Annotated in this window: 19 protein-coding genes; 12 read left to right on the top strand and 7 right to left on the bottom strand. The window is 69.6% G+C overall.

Features of this window, described 5'->3' with window-relative positions; translation table 11 throughout:
* Positions 1-56 precede the first annotated feature (56 nt).
* Positions 57-929 (top strand): DMT family transporter, encoded by an 873-nt coding sequence (locus GWK16_RS11035; RefSeq protein ID WP_170054020.1) that lies wholly within the window; start codon positions 57-59, stop codon positions 927-929.
* Positions 929-1,837: an EamA family transporter gene (locus GWK16_RS11030; protein WP_170054019.1), complete on the top strand. Its 909-nt coding sequence runs from the start codon at positions 929-931 to the stop codon at positions 1,835-1,837. Before GWK16_RS11035 ends, GWK16_RS11030 begins: the two co-directional genes overlap by 1 nt.
* Here GWK16_RS11030 and GWK16_RS11025 read toward each other — a convergent pair.
* The gene (locus GWK16_RS11025) at positions 1,767-3,005 is read right to left on the bottom strand and encodes a glycosyltransferase family 87 protein (RefSeq protein WP_170054018.1); all 1,239 of its coding nucleotides are present in this window, start codon (positions 3,003-3,005) and stop codon (positions 1,767-1,769) included. The two genes, GWK16_RS11030 and GWK16_RS11025, sit on opposite strands and share 71 nt — an antisense overlap.
* 140 nt (positions 3,006-3,145) lie before the next feature.
* Between GWK16_RS11025 and GWK16_RS11020 the strand changes: the two genes are divergently transcribed.
* Positions 3,146-4,027, top strand: coding sequence for an MBL fold metallo-hydrolase (locus tag GWK16_RS11020; protein ID WP_170054017.1), 882 nt, complete (start codon positions 3,146-3,148; stop codon positions 4,025-4,027).
* Between the two features lie 6 nt (positions 4,028-4,033).
* On the opposite strand, the gene GWK16_RS11015 is transcribed toward GWK16_RS11020, so the two are convergent.
* From GWK16_RS11015 to GWK16_RS10995, 5 genes are all read right to left on the bottom strand, one after another.
* Complete coding sequence (locus GWK16_RS11015; RefSeq protein ID WP_170054016.1) at positions 4,034-4,501, bottom strand: GNAT family N-acetyltransferase; 468 nt, start codon at positions 4,499-4,501, stop codon at positions 4,034-4,036.
* 75 nt (positions 4,502-4,576) lie between these two features.
* Entirely contained in the window at positions 4,577-5,110 is a 534-nt protein-coding gene (locus tag GWK16_RS11010; protein ID WP_211187322.1) for a histone H1-like repetitive region-containing protein, read from the bottom strand.
* Between the two features lie 612 nt (positions 5,111-5,722).
* Positions 5,723-6,856 (bottom strand): bifunctional 2-methylcitrate synthase/citrate synthase, encoded by a 1,134-nt coding sequence (locus GWK16_RS11005; RefSeq protein ID WP_170054015.1) that lies wholly within the window; start codon positions 6,854-6,856, stop codon positions 5,723-5,725.
* Positions 6,840-7,358 carry a GNAT family N-acetyltransferase gene (locus GWK16_RS11000; protein WP_211187321.1) on the bottom strand — a complete coding sequence of 173 codons (519 nt, stop codon included), beginning with the start codon at positions 7,356-7,358 and terminating at the stop codon, positions 6,840-6,842. Before GWK16_RS11000 ends, GWK16_RS11005 begins: the two co-directional genes overlap by 17 nt.
* Before the next feature lie 8 nt (positions 7,359-7,366).
* Positions 7,367-8,890 (bottom strand): MmgE/PrpD family protein, encoded by a 1,524-nt coding sequence (locus tag GWK16_RS10995; RefSeq protein WP_170054014.1) that lies wholly within the window; start codon positions 8,888-8,890, stop codon positions 7,367-7,369.
* Between the two features lie 288 nt (positions 8,891-9,178).
* Here GWK16_RS10995 and GWK16_RS10990 point away from each other — a divergent pair, with 288 nt between their 5' ends.
* Positions 9,179-10,300, top strand: coding sequence for a glycosyltransferase family 87 protein (locus GWK16_RS10990; RefSeq protein WP_170054013.1), 1,122 nt, complete (start codon positions 9,179-9,181; stop codon positions 10,298-10,300).
* 36 nt (positions 10,301-10,336) lie between these two features.
* On the opposite strand, the gene GWK16_RS10985 is transcribed toward GWK16_RS10990, so the two are convergent.
* Positions 10,337-11,203 carry a phosphonopyruvate hydrolase gene (locus GWK16_RS10985; protein ID WP_170054012.1) on the bottom strand — a complete coding sequence of 289 codons (867 nt, stop codon included), beginning with the start codon at positions 11,201-11,203 and terminating at the stop codon, positions 10,337-10,339.
* 109 nt (positions 11,204-11,312) lie between these two features.
* Between GWK16_RS10985 and GWK16_RS10980 the strand changes: the two genes are divergently transcribed.
* The 8 genes from GWK16_RS10980 (at position 11,313) to GWK16_RS10945 (ending at position 17,792) form a co-directional block, all read left to right on the top strand.
* Entirely contained in the window at positions 11,313-12,704 is a 1,392-nt protein-coding gene (locus GWK16_RS10980) for a dihydroorotase (RefSeq protein WP_170054011.1), read from the top strand.
* Positions 12,688-12,978, top strand: coding sequence for a hypothetical protein (locus tag GWK16_RS10975; RefSeq protein ID WP_170054010.1), 291 nt, complete (start codon positions 12,688-12,690; stop codon positions 12,976-12,978). Before GWK16_RS10980 ends, GWK16_RS10975 begins: the two co-directional genes overlap by 17 nt.
* Before the next feature lie 52 nt (positions 12,979-13,030).
* Positions 13,031-13,321 (top strand): hypothetical protein, encoded by a 291-nt coding sequence (locus tag GWK16_RS10970; RefSeq protein WP_170054009.1) that lies wholly within the window; start codon positions 13,031-13,033, stop codon positions 13,319-13,321.
* The gene (locus GWK16_RS10965) at positions 13,318-13,815 is read left to right on the top strand and encodes a GlcG/HbpS family heme-binding protein (protein WP_170054008.1); all 498 of its coding nucleotides are present in this window, start codon (positions 13,318-13,320) and stop codon (positions 13,813-13,815) included. The genes GWK16_RS10970 and GWK16_RS10965 overlap by 4 nt, the downstream gene beginning before the upstream one ends.
* Positions 13,802-14,794, top strand: a complete 993-nt coding sequence (locus GWK16_RS10960; protein WP_170054007.1) for a Bug family tripartite tricarboxylate transporter substrate binding protein — start codon at positions 13,802-13,804, stop codon at positions 14,792-14,794. The genes GWK16_RS10965 and GWK16_RS10960 overlap by 14 nt, the downstream gene beginning before the upstream one ends.
* On the top strand, positions 14,791-15,735 hold the full coding sequence (locus GWK16_RS10955) for an N-carbamoyl-D-amino-acid hydrolase (RefSeq protein ID WP_170054006.1): 945 nt from the start codon (positions 14,791-14,793) through the stop codon (positions 15,733-15,735). Before GWK16_RS10960 ends, GWK16_RS10955 begins: the two co-directional genes overlap by 4 nt.
* 102 nt (positions 15,736-15,837) lie before the next feature.
* Positions 15,838-17,595: a flavin-containing monooxygenase gene (locus tag GWK16_RS10950; protein ID WP_170054005.1), complete on the top strand. Its 1,758-nt coding sequence runs from the start codon at positions 15,838-15,840 to the stop codon at positions 17,593-17,595.
* On the top strand, positions 17,592-17,792 hold the full coding sequence (locus GWK16_RS10945) for a hypothetical protein (protein ID WP_170054004.1): 201 nt from the start codon (positions 17,592-17,594) through the stop codon (positions 17,790-17,792). The genes GWK16_RS10950 and GWK16_RS10945 overlap by 4 nt, the downstream gene beginning before the upstream one ends.
* Positions 17,793-17,808: the final 16 nt, after the last annotated feature.

The raw sequence follows: 17,808 nt of genomic DNA, 5'->3' as shown, positions 1-17,808 counted from the left end.
AGGTTGCGCGCAAACAGGATTCCCGCGGACTGACGACGCCGACAGCGGCGGAATCGATGCGTGGCATCCTGCTGATCCTGGGCGCCTATGCGGTGGTCACCAGCGCCGATGTCGCGGTGAAGTGGGCGCTGCCCCAGGTCGGCGTCGCGGTTTCCATGCTTGTGCGCGGCGTCGTGGGTTCCATCGCCATCCTGGTGATGACCCGGGGGCACGGCCTGGCGCCGGTCAACCGCCGCCTGCTGACCTTCCGCGGGACGATGCACTGCGTCGTCTCGGCGACGTGGTACTGGGCATGGCTGTCGGGCATGGCGCTGGTCAACTCCTACGCCATCGCCGCCGTGGCGCCGCTGGTGATGACCATGCTCGCCATCCCGATCCTGGGCGAACGGGTCGGCTGGCGGCGCTGGACCTCGACGGCGGTCGGGTTTGCGGGCGTGATGATCATGCTGCAGCCGTCGGGTGGCCTCTGGATGCTCCAGACGCCCTTCCTGCTCGGCGCCGTGATCCTTATGGCGGTCACGCGCATCTGGACGCGGCTGCTCTCGGCGACCGACGGGCCGGCGGCGGTCGCCTTCTGGCTGATGATGGCCCACATCCCGATGGGCCTGCTGTTCCTGCCGATATTCCCGCCGCCCGGGGGCTTCCCGACGACACCGATCATCATCGCCCTGATCTTCTTCGGCATTGCGAACGCCGTGGCCCACATGCTCTTCGCCCGGGCCTTCGCGCTGGCCCCGGTTTCGGCGCTCGCGCCCTATGAATATTCGCCGCTGCTGATCGGCGGGGTCCTCGGCTTCCTGATCTGGTCCGAGGTGCCGACCTGGACGACCATCGGCGGCGCCCTCGTCGTGATCGCCGCGGGGCTCTACAACCTTCACAGGGAGCGGGTACGCCGCGCCCAGGAACGCCGGGATACGGGAACAGCCTAGTGCCGCTCCGACACGACATCCGCCGCGGCGCCCTGCTCATGCTTGGCGCCACGGCGCTGTTCACCGTGATGTCGGCGATCATCAAGGGCGTCTCGCCCGAGATCCATTTCATCGAGACGATGTTCTTCCGCTCCGCCTTCGCCCTGCCGGTGATGGTGGTGATCGCCGCCCGCGGGCGGGACTGGGGCCTGCTGCGGACGAAGCGATTTCCCCAGCACATCGTCCGCGCCTTCACCGGCACGATGGCCCAGGGTTGTTCCTTCTATGCCCTGACGGTGCTTCCGCTCGCCGAGCAGACGGCGCTGACCTACACCACGCCGCTTTTCGTCACCCTGCTCTCGATCCCCTTCCTCGGGGAGAAGGTGGGCATCCATCGCTGGTCGGCGGTGCTGGTCGGCTTCGGGGGCATCCTGGTCATCGCCCTGGGGGAGGGCGCCTTCCAGAGCGGCGCCATGCCGGATCGGACCATGGCGATCGGCATGGTGGTCGCGGTCATCCAGGGCGTCTGGTCGGCGATGACGACGCTGCTGGTCCGCAGCCTGTCGGCCACCGAATCCTCGGCGACGATCGTGCTGTGGCAGTCGCTGCTGATGACCGCCTTCAGCCTGGTGGCGCTGCCGTTCGTCTGGACCACCCCGAGCCTGTGGCAGTTCTGCCTGCTCGTCCTGGTGGGCCTCATCGGCGGCGTGGCGCAGGTGATGCTGACGGAAGCCTATGCCTCCGCCCAGGTCTCGGCCCTTGGGCCGTATTCCTACACCTCGATCCTGTGGTCGGTGGCGATCGGGTGGATCGTGTTCTCGGATGCGCCTGGCTGGAGCACGGTTGCCGGCGCCGCCCTCATCGTCGTGTCGGGTCTCTATATCCTGCATCGGGAACTGGTGCGGTCCCGGCAGCGGCGCTCGTCCTGACGGCGGCCATCGCCAGCGCGAGCGCCGGCAGCACCAGAACCCAGCCGATCCCGATCCCCAGGGCGGTCGCGACGAAAAGGCCGAGCGCCGGCGCGATGAGAAGGAGCGTCGCCGGCAAGGTCGACCCCTGCCGCAGGTTCGGCCAAAGCCAGAGTGGCACCAGCGCTGCCACGACGTGGTCGTAGACGTGCACGTAGGGCGTTGCGACCAGGGTGCACAGCACGAGAACGGCGTTCCGGACCGGCGCGGGGCCGCGGCGTCGCCACACGATCACGACCGTCGTCAGCGAGAGAAGGGCGATGGCACCCTGAACGACATATGCCGGCAGGATCGGAACTCCGAGCAGCCGCAGCCCGACGAAGGGCGAGATCATCCAACGCCAGACGCCGCTGCTGTTCTCCAGGATCACCGTCCGGAGCAACCCGGTGTGGGAGGCGTAGGACATCCAGGGCTCGGACCCGAGAATGACCGCGCTCGCGATCGTCAGGCCAAAGGACGACAGCAGGAAGGCGCCCAGCGCCTGCCACTGCCGGCCGGCCAGAAGAGCGAACGGAACGAGCAGGCCGAGTTGCGGCTTGATGGCCAGGAGGCCGAGAACGGCGCCGCCGAGCCAGGGCCGGCGTTCCACCAGCATGAGGCCACCGCCGAGGATGCCGGCCATCCACGTCCCGTTCTGGCCCGACATGTTGTTCAGGAAGATCGCGGGCACCGCCAGGGCGTAGAGCGCCGCGTCGCGGAGCGACCGCTCGCCCGGCCACGCAAGCCACGCGGTGCAGATCCAGATGAGCCAGCCGCCCAGCATCCATCCGGACCAGGCGGGCAGATACGGCACGAGGCCCAGCGGCAGGGACAACAGGATGCCCGAGGGCGGATAGCTGTAGTGGTACAGGTCCAGGCTGCCGCCGAGGGCCGCCTCCTGGAACTGATGGAAGCGGTCGAGGTCGTAGATGTCGGGGATCCGGCCCAGCAGTGCCAGCCGTGCGGCCGACCAGAAATTGACGAAGTCGCTTCCGAACGCCTGGCCTGTCGGGGTTGTCAGCCCGTGCTGCGTCTCCTTGTAGAGAAAGGCGGCGAAGGTCAGGGCGCTCACGATCAGGAGAATGAGGCCGACGCTGCGCAGCATGGCGGCCGAAGGCGGCGCGTTCGGATCGGTCGGCAGGGGACGCATTCCTCGCTGCAGTCGTCCCGACGTCGTTACCACGATCCAGGCGGGAGGCACGATGCCGCCGATCGACGGGCGGACCGCACTGGTGCGATGCGGCCATTCTGCTACGGAGTGTGGAGCATCGACGTCGATCGGGGTGGCCTGTGAGCATTCCCTTCATCAAGCACGACGCAGCGTCGCCCGGCATCGTGGAGCGGGTCGCGCCGACGGTACGACGGCTCCTGTGCGGCAATCCCGGACCCTTCACCTGGCGCGGGACCAACACCTGGATCGTCGGCGGCGGCGGATCCGTCGCGGTGCTCGACCCGGGGCCCGAGGATGCCGGCCACCTCGCGGCGATCCTTCGCGCCACGGAAGGCGAACGGATCACGCATATCCTGGTGTCGCACACCCATCGCGACCACTCACCGGGCGTCGCCGCATTGCAGGCCGCAACCGGCGCGCGCACCTACGGCTTCGGACCGCACATGACGCCGCCGGACCAGGGTGGCGAGGGCGGCGACCACACCTTCCGGCCCGATGTGACGCTGCCCGACGAGGGCATGGTCGAAGGCGACGACTGGCGCCTGTCGGCGATCCATACGCCCGGGCATTGCGCCAATCACCTCTGCTTCGCGCTCGAGGGTACCGGCATCCTGTTCAGCGCCGACCACGTCATGTCGTGGTCCACCAGTGTCGTGAGCCCGCCTGATGGCGACATGCGGGCCTACATGCAGTCGCTCGCACGGCTCGCCGAACGCGACGACCGGCTCTACCTCCCCGGCCATGGCGCGCCGCTTCCCGAACCACGCCCCTTCGTCGCCGCCCTGACGGCGCACCGGCTGGAGCGGGAGGCGAAGGTGCTCGATGCGCTGCGCGCGGCGGGCCGCGCCACGGCCGCGGAGCTGGTGCCGCCGGTCTACGGACCCGCGCTCGATCCGCGACTGGCGCCGGCGGCCGCGCGCAGCCTGCTCGCCCACCTCGTGAAGCTCGGGCTCGAGGGCGCCGCTGCCCGCGACGGAGAACAGTACTGGGAAGCGCGCTGACCCCCGTCAGAGCGAGGCGGCTGGATCCAGCCGGATGACGTAGGATCGCCAATCCGCGCGTTCGGCGATGCGCTCGTACAGGGCGATCGCCCCTCGGTCGCCTTCGGGCACGATCCAGCGCAGATGCGACCAATGCCGGGCACGCCCGATGCCGACCAGCGCGTCGATCATCCGCCGGGCGATCCCGCGCCCGCGGTGGTCCGGACGCACGAAGAGGTCGTCCAGCGCGCCGCAGCGTCGTGCGAAGACAGCCTCCGGCAGGTCGAAGAAGATGGCGAAGGCGATGATGTCGTCCCCGGCGCAGGCGGTGAGCACCTCGGTGCGCGGATCCTTGGCGAGAAGCGCTGCGGCCTGCGCCCCGGGGGCGGGCTGCGATCCGGCGAGGGTTTCCCGCATCTCCGTGGCGTAGAGCTCCAGCAGCGGTGCGAGGCGGTGCCGCTGCTCCGGTGGCAGCGGCGCGATGGCGATGGTCATGGTGGTCCTGAAAGCGAAAGGGGCGCCGCCCGCCTCAGCGGACGGCGCCCCCGGACGCCGGGATCGGCGCTGGGATCAGCTCGCCGGGGTTTCCGGCGCGGGCGCGGCGGCCGCGGCCGCGGCCGCCGCGCGCTTCGCGGCGCGCGTGGCGGCTGCCTTCTTCGCCGCCTCGACGCGGGCGGCGGACTTCACGACGGCCTTCTTCGGAGCGGCCTTCTTGGCAGCCGGCTTCTTGGCGGCGGCCTTCTTCGGGGCAGCCTTCTTGGCGGCGGCCTTCTTCGGAGCGGCCTTCTTGGCAGCCGGCTTCTTCTTCGCGACGGCCTTCTTCGCGGCCGGCTTCTTGGCAGCGGCCTTCTTCGCGGCCGGCTTCTTGGCGGCGGCCTTCTTCGGGGCAGCCTTCTTGGCAGCGGCCTTCTTCGGCGCGGCCTTCTTGGCAGCCGGCTTCTTCTTGGCGGCGGCCTTCTTGGCGGCCGGCTTCTTGGCGGCGGCCTTCTTCGCGGCGGGCTTCTTGGCAGCCGGCTTGCGCTTCGCCGGCGCCTTCTTCTTCGCCGCGGCCATCGCCATCGGCTGGGCCCGCAGTTCCTCTTCAGTCTCGATGATGTCGGTCATGGTGAGTGGTGTCTCCGTGCGTTCCGGTGATTCGGAGGCGGTGCGCATCGGCGCCGCACCCGGGGGGACAGCAGATGGATCGGGCGGACCGTCGGCGCGCGGATCCCGTCGCGCGCCGTCGCGGCCATGGTGCAGGTGCCGGAACGGGCGAAGCGCGCGGTAATTCCCCGCCGCACGCCGCCTCCGACGTCTCTCCCGCCGAAGGTCAGCGCGTGGTCGGCGCTGTCGGGCGGTGCCGGAAGGAAAGCATCATGCGCCATCCTTCCCGTGAGCCTGCGGTCCATGGACCGTCCTTCCCTGCTGCGGCGATCCACCGCTGCCGATGCGCCGGTGTCGTCCTGCTGCTCGGTGCTCCGGACTCTGTCGTGCGGAGCGTCGTGCGTGAGAGCGTGTCCGACGAATCGCGCAAGATGATTCGCGCGGCGTCACGCTATCTGCACGCGCATATTGCATGTCAACAGAATCCGCACATGCACGCGCGCAAAATGCACGTCGACGTCGTGGTGCTGCGATGCGTGTGTCGTGTGTGTCGCGATTTGCGCGTCCGGCGCGCGCGTCGCGCGCCGTGCGAAGTGCTCCCGCCGCACGCGACTGCGGCGGGAGCGAGAGGCGTCAGCCGCGCTGCGCGAGCGGCACGACGGGCCGCTGCTCGAGCCCGGTGTACCAGGACAGCGGGCGGATCAGACGGTTGTCGGCCGCCTGCTCGAGCACATGCGCCGCCCAGCCGGTGATGCGGGAGCACACGAAGATCGGCGTGAAGAGCGGGATGTCGAAGCCCATCAGGTAGTAGGCAGGGCCGGCCGGGAAATCGAGGTTCGGGTGGATCTTCTTCTCGGCCAGCATCACCCGCGCCAGCACGGCGGAGGTGTTCATCCACCGCTTGTCGCCCACCACCTCGGCCATGATCTCGGCGTACTTCTTCATGGTCGGCACGCGGCTGTCGCCCGTCTTGTAGACCCGGTGGCCGAAGCCCATCACCAGCGCCTTGTGGTCGAAGCGCTCGCGCAGCCAGGCCTCGGCGACGTCGGGGGAGGGGATCTCCTTCAGCATGTGCATCACCGCCTCGTTGGCGCCGCCGTGCAGCGGGCCCTTGAGCGCGGCGATCGCCCCGGTGATCGCCCCGTGCATGTCCGCCATGGTCGAGCAGATGGTCCGGGCGGTGAAGGTCGAGGCGTTGAAGGTGTGCTCGGCGTACAGGATCATCGAGACGTCGAAGGCCTTCAGCACCTCCGCCTGCGGCACCTTCCCGAACACCATGTGGAAGAAGTTGGCGCCGAAGGACAGCGAGGGGTCGGGTGCGATCGGGTCCAGCCCCTTGGACAGCCGGTTGGACGCCGCCACCGCGGTCGGGATCTTGGCGAGCAGCCGCATCGCCTTGCGCCGCTGGGCGGCGTCCGAGATGTCGGCGGTCTCGGGATCCTCCATGCCCATGAAGGACACGGCGGACCGGATCGCGTCCATCGGATGCGCGTCCTTGGGGAACTCGCGCAGCACGCGCAGCAGTGCGGGGCTCAGTGCGCGGTTCGCCTTCTCCTCCGCCTGGAACGCCGCGAGCTCCGCCTTGGACGGCAGTTCCCCGTTCCACAGCAGGAAGGCCGTCTCGTCGAAGGAGGCGTTCTCGCACAGGTCCTGCACCGCATAGCCGCGGTAGGTCAGGGAGTTGGTCTCCGGCATGACCTTGGAGATCGAGGACTCGTCGGCATAGACGCCAACCAGCCCCTTCTTGATGTCAGGCGTTTCGCTCATCGGTTGCTCCCACTTTGTCGTCTCTGTCCGGTGAGCCGTCATCCCGCGCGAACAGGATGTCCGGCTCCCCTTCTTCCGTCCCCGCGCCGTCGCTGGTGGCGGCGACGCGGAAGCCATGGCGTTCATAGAAGGCTCGGGCTGCAGTGTTGCGCTTGATGCAGAACAAGGAAAGGCGGGGGCCCAGGGCGGCCTCTGCCTCGGTCAGCAGACGCGTGCCGATGCCACGGCGCCACCAGCCTGGCGCGATGTAGAGATGGAACACCATCGGCCCGCGCGCCGCGTCCAGGCCGAAACCGACATAGCCCACCGGAACGCCCGCGACCGTCGCCATGCGGACCCGCTGCCGCGCCATCAGCGCCGACGCGAGCCAGGCGGCGACCTCCTCCGCCGAATGGACCTCGCGCAGTCCGGGCAGCGCCGCCGCCCGCGCAGCCAGGAAGATGCGGGCGAGGGCGGGCGCATCGGCGTCGCCCGCCGCGCCGATCGCGGCCTGCCCGCCCACCGGCGCGCTCAGAAGATGCCCGGCTTGCCCTGGCGCAGCGCGCCGGCCGGCAGCGCCACGTTCAGCGCCCCGAGCGTACCGGCCTTCATCCGCGGCAGGTCCTGCACGGTTTCGAGGAACCGGTTCGCCTCCCGCGCGGTGATGATGCCCTCGGTCAGGCTGCGGAACTTCGCGACGTAGTCCGGCCGGGCGAAGGGGCGGGCGCCGTTCGGATGCGCGTTCGCGACGCCCAGCTCGTCGACCAGGCGCGCGCCGTCCTTGAACAGGATCTCGACCCGGCCGCCGAAGGCAAGCTCATCCGGATCCTTGGCATGATACCGGCGGGTCCACTCCGGATCCTCGCGGGTCTCGATCTTGTGCCACAGCCGCACGGTGTCGGCCCGGGCGACCCGCTTCGGCGCGTAGCTGTCGACGTGGTGCCAGCGGCCATCCTGCAGGGCGACGGCGAAGGCGAACATGATGGAATGGTCCAGCGTCTCCCGCGACGCCTTCGGGTCCATCTTCTGCGGATCCTTCGCCCCCGTCCCGATCACGTTGTGGGTGTGGTGGGAGGTGTGGATGACGATCCGCTCGATCGCCTCGACATCCGTGATCCGCTCCCGCATCCGGAAGGCGAGGTCGATCAGCGCCTGGGACTGGTACTCGGCCGAATGCTCCTTGGTGTAGGAGGCGAGGATGGCGCGCTTGGGCTCGCCCGGCGACGGCAACGGCACGTGGTAGTAGACGGGGCCGAAGACGTCCTGGCGGTTCGACCGCCCCGACAGGACCCAGGCGATCACGCTGTCCTCACCTTCATATATAGGTGAGGGCGCGCCCTCGCCGCGCATGCAGCGGTCCACCGCCTCGATGGCGAGCTTGCCGGCATGGGCGGGCGCATAGGCCTTCCAGGAGGAGATCTCCCCCTTGCGTGACTGGCGGAAGGTGATGGTGGTGTGCAGCGCCTGCTGGATCGCCTGGTAGACGACCTCCTGCTTCAGTCCGAGCAGCGTGCCGATCCCGGCTGCCGCCGAGGGCCCCAGATGGGCGATGTGGTCGACCTTGTGCTCGTGCAGGCAGACCGATCGGACCAGGTCGATCTGGATCTCGTAGCCGGTGGCGATGCCGCGGATCAGGTCGCGCCCCGAGCGCTCCATGGCCTGCGCGACAGCCAGGATGGGCGGGATGTTGTCGCCGGGGTGGGAATAGTCGGCGGCAAGGAAGGTGTCGTGCATGTCGAGCTCGCGCACCGCCGTCCCGTTCGCCCATGCCGCCCATTCGGGGGAGACCGTGGTGGCCGCCTTCACGCCCAGCACCTGTGCCCCGCCCGCCTTCCTCGGGTGCCCCAGCGCCATGTCGCGTGCCGAGACGACGGGGCGGCGGTTGATGGCGGCGATGGCCACGGCCGTGTTGTCGATGATCCGATTGATGATCATCGCCTGGACGTCTTTCTCGACCGCCACCCTGTCGGTGGCGACCGCCGCCATCTTCCAGGCGAGCTGTTCCTCGCGCGGGAGCAGCGCCCTGGAGGGATGGACCTTCACGGGGTGGATCATGGCAGGCGGCCTCGCGGATTCTAGCAGCCCGGGCGCTTGTGCACCGCGGGTCGACGTTTCGTCCAATCCGAATTCGGTGTGCGCGGGAAATACGCGATCACAACTGGAAGCCCGATGAAACCGATTCTGGCACGCCGCAACAGGACAGGAATCGGTATGCTGGCCACGGCATCATCGTCCTATGACATACGGCCGCGACGCTGGGGGAACCTACTGAGCCCGATATTTCGTTCAGCCGGCTTTGCGAGCGCGGTTCGACACGCGGGGACGGGCTTCTGCATTGGGAGCTTGGCTCTGCTCGTCGCGGTGCTGCCAGTTGCAATAGGTGAACTGGTTGCAGGCCGTGCTGGGGGGGAGGGCGTCGATTTCGCCGTCTTTTGGGTGGCAGGGCGCCTCGCGCTGACGGGCGACGCTCGCGGCATCTATGATTGGCCCTGGTTCCTGGAGTTCGCCGCAACCCACCTGCATCTTGATCTATCGCCGGGCCTGGTTTGGCGGAACCCACCGCATTTCCTGTTCGTCGCCATACCTATCTCGGTTCTGGCCATCGAGTGGTCCTGGGCCATCTGGAATTTCGCAACGCTCGGGTCCCTGCTTTGGATAGTGTGGAAGGTTGTACCGAGCGGCCGGCAGGCGCTTGTCGTAGCCCTCTCGCCCGCATCCATCCTGTGTGCGCTTTTGGGACAGAACGGCTTTCTAACAGCCGTCCTGGCTACGCTCGCCGTGCTATGGCTCGATCGGCGACCGACCGGGTCAGGCCTTTGCATCGCGCTTCTGACCTACAAGCCGCATTTCGGCGTTGTCCTTCCCGTCCTCCTCCTTTTCTCTCGGCGGTACCGGACTTTTCTCGCCGCCTGCGTTGGTAGCGTAGCCCTGGTGGGCCTGAGTGCGGCAGCCTTCGGTCCCGACTCTTGGGTCGCTTTTGCACAATCGCTGACGCGTGGCGCAGCTGACCTATCCGGCGACCGATCGGGCGGGGCGGATTTCTATTTCTATCATTCTGTTCATGCCGCCGTGGTGCTGTTCGGCGGCGGGAGTGCTCTCGCCTGGACTCTCCACCTCACTGTGGCGATCGCTGCGACCGTTATCGCGGCGCGCTTCTGGGTTCGGTCGGCTGGGGCGGACGGCGATCTCCGTGCCGTCGCCACTTTTGCCGCGATGATGTTGGCCACGCCGTACGTGTTCGCCTACGACCAGGTTCTTGTTGCGGTCGCGGCGAGCTTCATTGCCCGGACCGCTGCGCGCACTGGAGGATGGCTGAAGGGCGAGTTGTTGCTGACGGCAGTCGCATGGTTGTTGCCGGTGCTGGCGTTCTTTGGGCCAGCGCTATTCGCCGGTCCGCTCGCATGGATAATATTGCTGGGGCTTGTCCTGCGTCGCGATGCGGCAACGCGCCATTCCGAGCGCTAGGGTGCGGCGCCAGTCCAGGGGGTGCCGCTCGCCATCTCAGCGCAGGAACCGCTTCTCGATCTCCCGCATCGCGCCATCGCCCTGCAGCGCGAAGATCTCGGCGACCGAGGCGATGCGCCCTTCCACCCCCGCGATCCCGCCCTCGGCGAGGATCCGCGCGAAGGTCTCCCGCATCGCCGCGACGGCGGCGCGGATCGCGTGGTTGCCGCAGATGATCAGCCCGACCTTCTCCAGCGCCGCGACCTCCTTGAACGAAAGCTGCGGGTAGGAGGTCGGCACCAGCACCAGCGGCACGCGGCCCGGCCAGGCGCGGCAGAAGGCGAGGATCTCGTCCGGCGTCTTCTGCTTGGAATGGATCAGCACCGCGTCCGCGCCAGCTTCGGCATAGGCCTCGCCGCGCTTCAGCGCCTCATCCTGGCCGAGGCCGGCGATCAGCGCCTCGGTCCGCGCGATGACCAGCGGGCCGCCCGCGACCCGCGCCGCCTCGATCTTCCCTTGGAATTCCTCGACCGGGACGAGCTCCTGCCGCCCGCCGACGCGGAGCGAGGAATCCTTGGGGAAGGTCTTGTCCTCCATGACCATCGCAGCGACCCCGGCCGCGGCGTAGCGCGGCGCCAGGTAGGCGACGTTCACCGCATTACCGCTGCCGGTGTCGATGTCGGCGACCACCGGCGCCGATTGCACCTCCACCATCGCCCGCATGGCGGCGAGATGCGTCTCCCACGACAGGATCGAGGCATCGGGCACCGCATGGGCGGCCGAGAGCTCGAAGCCGCTGCCCCAGATGGCGTCGAACCCGGCCTCGGCGGCCAGCCTCGCCGAGAGCGCGTTGTGCGCCGACATCGCAATGGCGGGACGATCGGGGGTGAGGCGGGCGCGCAGGCGCGCAGCGGGCGTTTCCATGCCGCGATGGTCCCCCGGCGCGGGCGCGCCATCAAGCCGGGGCGGGGTGGGCAGGGCGGGGCAGTGGCGTTAGCCTCCGCCGCGATCTCTTCCGGGGAGTCTTCCGCCCATGTCCGACGCCACCCCCTTCGACCGCGTGATCCGCGGCGACCTGGTCCTGCCCGACCGCATCCTGCGCGACGGCTACGTCGCCATCCGCGGCGAGACCATCGCCGCCATCGGGGAGGGCGCGAGCCCGCCCGCCAAGGAGGTGATCGACCATTCCGGCCGCTACGTGCTGCCCGGCCTGGTGGACGGGCACATGCACACCTCCTCCTCCCGCGGCTGGCCCGGCATCAAGGGGGCGTCCATGTCGGCCGCGGCCGGCGGTGTCACCACCTGCGTCGACATGCCCTATGACGTGCCGCGCCCGGTCACCGACGCCTCGATCCTCGCCGAGAAGGTCGAGGTGGTGAACGCCACCTCCCATGTCGACATGGCGCTCTACGGCACCATCAAGAAGTCGGGCGGCGTGGACGCCATCGCGGGCCTCGCCGAGGCCGGCGTCTGCTCCTTCAAGCTCTCGACATATGAGTACGACCCGGTGCGCTTCCCGCGCATCGACCACCCGACCATGGTCGCCGCCTTCCGGGAGATCGCGAAGACCGGCCTGATGGTCGCGATCCACAACGAGGACCAGGAGATCGTCGTCCGCCTCACGGAGGAAGCGAAGGCCGCCGGCAACACCTCGCCCATCTGGCACTGCCGCACCCGACCGCCGCTCTGCGAGACCATGGCCGACCTCGAGATCTTCGAGATCGGCCTCGAGACCGGCGCCCACGTCCACATCGCCCATTCCTCGCTCGCCCGCGGCTTCGAGATCGCCGAGGTGTTCCGGCGGATGGGCGGCAAGGCCTCGGGCGAGGCCTGCATCCAGTATCTCTGCATGACCGAGGAGGACATCGTCCGCCTCGAGGGCTTCGGGAAATGCAACCCGCCCTTCCGCACGCAGGAGGAAGTGGCCCGGATGTGGGAGGCCTTCGCGGCGGGCAAGATCGCCTATGTCTCGACCGACCATGCCCCCTGGCCGAAGGACCGCAAGACCTACAGCGGGGACATCTTCGCCGTCGGCGCGGGCCTGACGGGCCTGCAGTCCTTCGCGCCGCTGATGTACACGCTGCTGTCGGAACGCTCGCTGCCGGTGACGCTGATGGCGAAATACTGCGCCGAGCGCCCTGCGAAGTTCCACGGGCTCTTCCCGAGGAAGGGCGCCATCCGCGTGGGCGCCGACGCCGACTTCCTGGTGCTCGAGACCGGCGAGTTCACCTTCGACGCCGCCGAGATCCAGGACGAGCCGGACGCGAAGTGGTCCCCCTATGACGGCCGTCGCATGGCCGCGCGCGTCGCCGCGACCTACCTGCGCGGCGCCTGCATCTGGAACGGCAAGGAGGTGCTGGCCAAGCCCGGCACCGGCCGCTTCGTCCCCCGCCAGCACAACGGGACCTATGTCGGGGAGGAATGAGCGGCCCAAGGGCCACTGGATCAAGCGCCCGCCGCGCCCCTCGCGTGCCGGCGAGACGCCGCCGCCGCGCCAGAAGCCTGGGTTCGCCCAGGCGGCGATGGCGGTCGGCGCGGGGCTGTTGCTTGGCTTGCTCGGCGCGAGCCTCGCGGCCCAGGCCGGCATGCGGGAGGGCCTGCCCGGCCTCCTGCTCGGCGGCGGCATCTGCCTCGGCACCGTGATCGTCTGGCGGGCCTTCGGCGGGACGCTTCAGGATTTCAGGGACTTGTTCCGGTGACGCCGCGCCGTCGGTTCCGTCGCGGCGCGATCGCAAAGGGCACGCGCGCGGCATGCTGATGATCTTCACCAACTGGAAGATGCTCGCCCTCATGGGCGGCGGGATGGTCCTCCTGCATTTGGCCATCAGCTGGGCCTGGGGTCGCCCTTGGGCTGGGTTGTCGGTCTATGCGCATTGGGGCGCTGCGGGCCTGATGGGCCTCGGCATCGGCCTGCTGCATTACGGCATCATCAGCCTTCTGCGGCCGGGCCATGGCTTCCTGGTCGTGGCGGTGCTGCTGTCGATCTGCATTGCCGCCGCCCTGTTCCTGATCGGGCGATCCTCGGGGAGGCCGTCACGATGAGTACGGGCGACTACTACGTGAAGCACCTGGCGGTGGACCTGCCGCTCGCCACCGCCGAGCGCATCGCCGATGCGACCCTGGCCGCCGGCCGCGCGGCGGGGCTGCTGCCGCTGACCGTGGTGGTGCTCGATGCCGGCGGCCACGCGGTGGTGCTGAAGCGGGAGGACGGGTCGGGCATCCTTCGCGCCGAGATTGCCACCGGGAAGGCCTATGGCGCGCTCGGCATGGGCATCGGCAGTCGCGTCATCCGCGACCGGCTGAAGGAACGGCCGGCCTTCCAATCGGCCATCGCCGCGGCTTCGGACGGGCGCTTCATTCCCGTCCCCGGCGGCGTGCTGATCTGCCGCGCGGACGGCGCCGTGATCGGCGCGGTGGGCGTCTCGGGCGACGCCTCGGACAAGGACGAATACGCCGCGATCGAAGGGGTGCGCGCGGCGGGCTTCATCCCGCACCCCGAGAACCCATCGGAGACATGGCGCGATGCCGGGTTGTGACGTGCTCTCCCGCCGCGGGCTGCTGGCCGCCGGCGGAACATTTCTGGCGGCGCCAGCCATCGGTCAGGACGCTTATCCCTCCCGCCCGCTGCGGCTGGTGATCCCGTTCCCCGCGGGCGGGCCGACCGACGTCTATGCGCGTTTCTATTCGGAACGCCTGTCGCGCGAACTCGGCCAGCCCGTGGTCACCGAGAACCGCGGCGGGGCAGGGGGCGCGATCGGCTCGCTCGAGGTCGCGCGTGCGCGGCCAGACGGGCTCACTTTGCTGTTCGGCACCGCCTCGACCCACGCGCTCTATCCCTTGGTGACGCGCCAGCCGCAATTCGACGTCGCGAAGGACTTCATCGCGGTGGCCGAGATCGGCGGTGGCCCGCTCGCCTGGGTCGCGAACCCGTCCCAGCCGGGGACGCTCGCCGCCTTCATGGCCGCGGCGCGGACGGCACAGCCGCATCTGTCCTACGGCTCGCCGGGCACCGGCACGCTGATGCACCTGGCGACGGAACTGATGAAGCAGCGCGCCGGTGGCGTGCCGCTGACCCATGTGCCCTACCGCGGCGCCGCCCCGGCGATGAACGACGTCGTCGGCGGCACCATCGCGCTCGGGGTGAACACCTTCGGCGCGGCGCTGCCGCTGCACCAGGGCGGGCGGGCGCGGATGCTCGGCCTCGCGACGCCGCAGCGCCATCCCCGCGCGCCGGACATCCCCACGGTGGCCGAGGCGCTGAACCTCCCCGGCTTCCAGGCCGTGCTCTGGCACGCCGTCTTCGTGCCGCCCGGCACCCCGCCGGCGATCGTCGCGCGCCTGTCCCAGGCGACCAACGCGATGCTCGCCGACCCCGCCCTCCGCGCCGCCCTCGACGGCGCGGGCATCGTCGCGTCGGAGCCTGGCACGCCAGCCTCCGCCGCTGCCTTCATCGCCGCCGAGACCGAGCGCTACCGCCCGATCGTCGAGGCCATCCGACCGGAACTCGAGTCATGACCCGCATCCTCCGCATTGCCGGCGCCCAGATGGGCGCCAACCAGAAGTCCGACAGCCGCAGGCAGATCCTCGACCGCATGATCGCGCTGCTCGAGGACGCGGCCGGGAAGGGGGCGAAGCTCGTCGTCTTCCCCGAACTGCCGTTCACCACCTTCTTCCCGCGCTGGCTCTTCACCGACCAGGCGGAGCTCGACAGCTATTTCGAGACCGAACTGCCCGGGCCCAACACCCAGGCGCTGTTCGACAAGGCCAAGGCGCTCGGCGTCGGCATGTATATCGGCTACGCGGAACTCACGCCGCAGGGCCGCCGATACAACACGGCGGTGACCACCGGGCCCGATGGCGGCATCCTCGGCAAGTACCGCAAGATCCACCTGCCCGGCACGGTCGAACCGCGCGTCGGGGACCGCTTCCAGCAGCTCGAGAAGCGCTACTTCGAGTATGGCGACATGGGCTTCCCGGCCTTTCGCGGCCCTGACGCCTGGGGTCGCCCCGTCCTCGGCATGCTGATCTGCAACGACCGCCGCTGGCCGGAAGGCTGGCGCGTCTACGGGCTGCAGGGCGTGGAACTCATGCTGATCGGCTACAACTCCGCCGCCTACGACCCGATGGGCGGTACGACCGAGAGCGCCGAGCTGCGCACCTTCCACTCGACGCTGGCGGTGCAGGCCAACGCCTACATGAACGCGACCTGGGCCGTCTCCGTCGCCAAGGCCGGCAACGAGGATGGCTCCGGCCTGATCGGCGGCTCGGTCATCGTCGACCCCAACGGCGTGGTGCAGGCCGAGGCGAAGAGCCTCGGCGACGAGGTCATCGTCGCCGATGTCGACTTCGACGCCTGCCGCCAGGGCAAGGAGAAGATGTTCAACTTCGCCGCCCATCGCCGCCCGCAATGGTACCGGGCGATCATCGACCAGGTCGGCGCCGTCCCGCCGCCCTGATGTGCACGGCGCGCGGGGCCGGCGGGCCGCCCCGCGCTTGCCCCGCCGCCGGCCGGCGCCCAAACTCCGCCTTAACTTAAGAAGACGGAGGAGAACGGCGCGATGGACGGCATCATGACCGGCACGACGGCGGAAGCGGCCGCGGAGGCATGGCTCGGCCGCTTCCAGGCGGCGCTGGATGCGCGGGATGCGGCCGCCATCGCGGCCCTTTTCGCCGCCGAATGCCACTGGCGCGACATTCTCGCCTTCACCTGGAACCTGCGCACCGCCTCCGGCGCCGATGCGATCGCCGAACGGCTCGCCGGGCGCCTCGCGACCGCGCAGCCACGCGGCATCGCGCTCGCCGCCCGCCGCACCCCGCCGCGGCGCGTCACCCGCGCCGGGACCGAGGCGATCGAGGCCATCTTCACCTTCGAGACCGCCGTCGGCCCCTGCAACGGCGTCGTCCGCCTCATCAACGAGGATGGCGAGCCCCGCGCCTGGACGCTGATGACCGCGCTCGACGAGATCCGCGGCCACGAGGACCCGGCCAACGGCACGCGCTGGCAGAACGTCGACTGGAAGCGGAACTTCGGCGGCGAGAACTGGCTCGACCGGCGCAAGAAGGCCGTCGCCTACGCCGACCGTGACCCGGCGGTCCTCGTCGTCGGCGCCTCTCAGTCCGGCATGACCATCGCGGCGCGGCTGTCGCTGCTGGGCGTCGATACGCTGGTGATCGACAAGGACGCCCGCATCGGGGATTCCTGGCGCAAGCGCTACCACGCCCTGACCCTGCACAACGAGACGCGGGTCAATCACCTCCCGTACATGCCGTTCCCGCGCTCCTGGCCGGTCTTCATCCCGAAGGACATGCTGGCGAACTGGTTCGAGCTCTACGCCGAGGCGATGGAGATCAACACCTGGACCGGCACGGAGCTCACCGGCGGCACCTGGGACGAGGCGGCGCAATGCTGGGAGGTGACGCTGAAGCGCGCCGACGGCACCGAGCGCCGCATGCGCCCGCGCCACATCGTCATGGCGAACGGCGTCAGCAGCATCCCGATCATGCCGGACCTTCCCGGCCTGAAGGACTTCAAGGGCGTGGTGCGGCATTCGGGGAGCGTGGGCAGCGGCCTCGACTGGGCGGGCAGGCGCGCGCTGGTACTCGGCACCGGCACCTCGGGGCATGACGTCGCGCAGGACCTGGCGGTGTCGGGCGCGGCGGAGGTGACGTTGATCCAGCGTCGCCCCACGCTGGTGGTCAGCCTCAAGGAAGCGCAGGCGCCCTACGCCCTGTACGACGAGGACATCCCCTTCGAGGACAAGGACCTCCTCGCCACCTCCTTTCCGTTCCCGATCTACCGGCGCGCCCACCAGCGCATGACGAGGATGAACGAGCATGCCGACAAGGCGCTGCTCGACGGGCTGAAGGAGAAGGGGTTCCGCCTGACCTCGGGCCCCGACGGCACGGGTTGGCAGATCATGTATCAGCAGCGCGGCGGCGGTTACTACTTCGACGCCGGCTGCTCGCAGATGATCATCGACGGCAAGGTCGGCCTGATCCAGTTCGACGACATCGACCGCTTCGGCCCCGAGGGCGCGATCATGAAGGACGGCACGACGAGGTCCGCGGACCTGATCGTGCTCGCCACCGGCTACGAGGGCCAGGCCGCGGCCGCGCGTCGCCTGTTCGGCGATGCGGTCGCCGACCGGGTCGGCAAGGTCTGGGGCTGGGACGAGGAAGGCGAACTCCACGGCATGTGGCGCCCGACCGGCCAGCCGGGGCTGTGGTTCCATGCCGGCGGCCTTGCGCAGTGCCGCATCTTCTCGAAGGTGCTGGCGCTGCAGATCAAGGCGCGGGAACTCGGCCTGCCCACGTGATCGAGGTCGTCGAGGATCCGCAGACCGGCCATTTCCGCCTCGTGACGCGTGATGGCGAGACGCTCGCCATCACCACGACGCGCGCGGCCGCGGGCGACCTGGTGGACCTGCTGATGGAGGCGTGGGAGGACGCGCTGGCCGCCGCGGTCGCGCGGGCCCGCATGAAGCATGGCGCGGCGATCATCGAGCCGCGCTGACCTCCCGCGGCGCAGC

Origin of the sequence: Neoroseomonas marina (genome assembly GCF_012927745.1) — a bacterium.
Taxonomy (GTDB): domain Bacteria; phylum Pseudomonadota; class Alphaproteobacteria; order Acetobacterales; family Acetobacteraceae; genus Neoroseomonas; species Neoroseomonas marina.
This window is presented reverse-complemented; position numbering and strand designations above follow the sequence as displayed.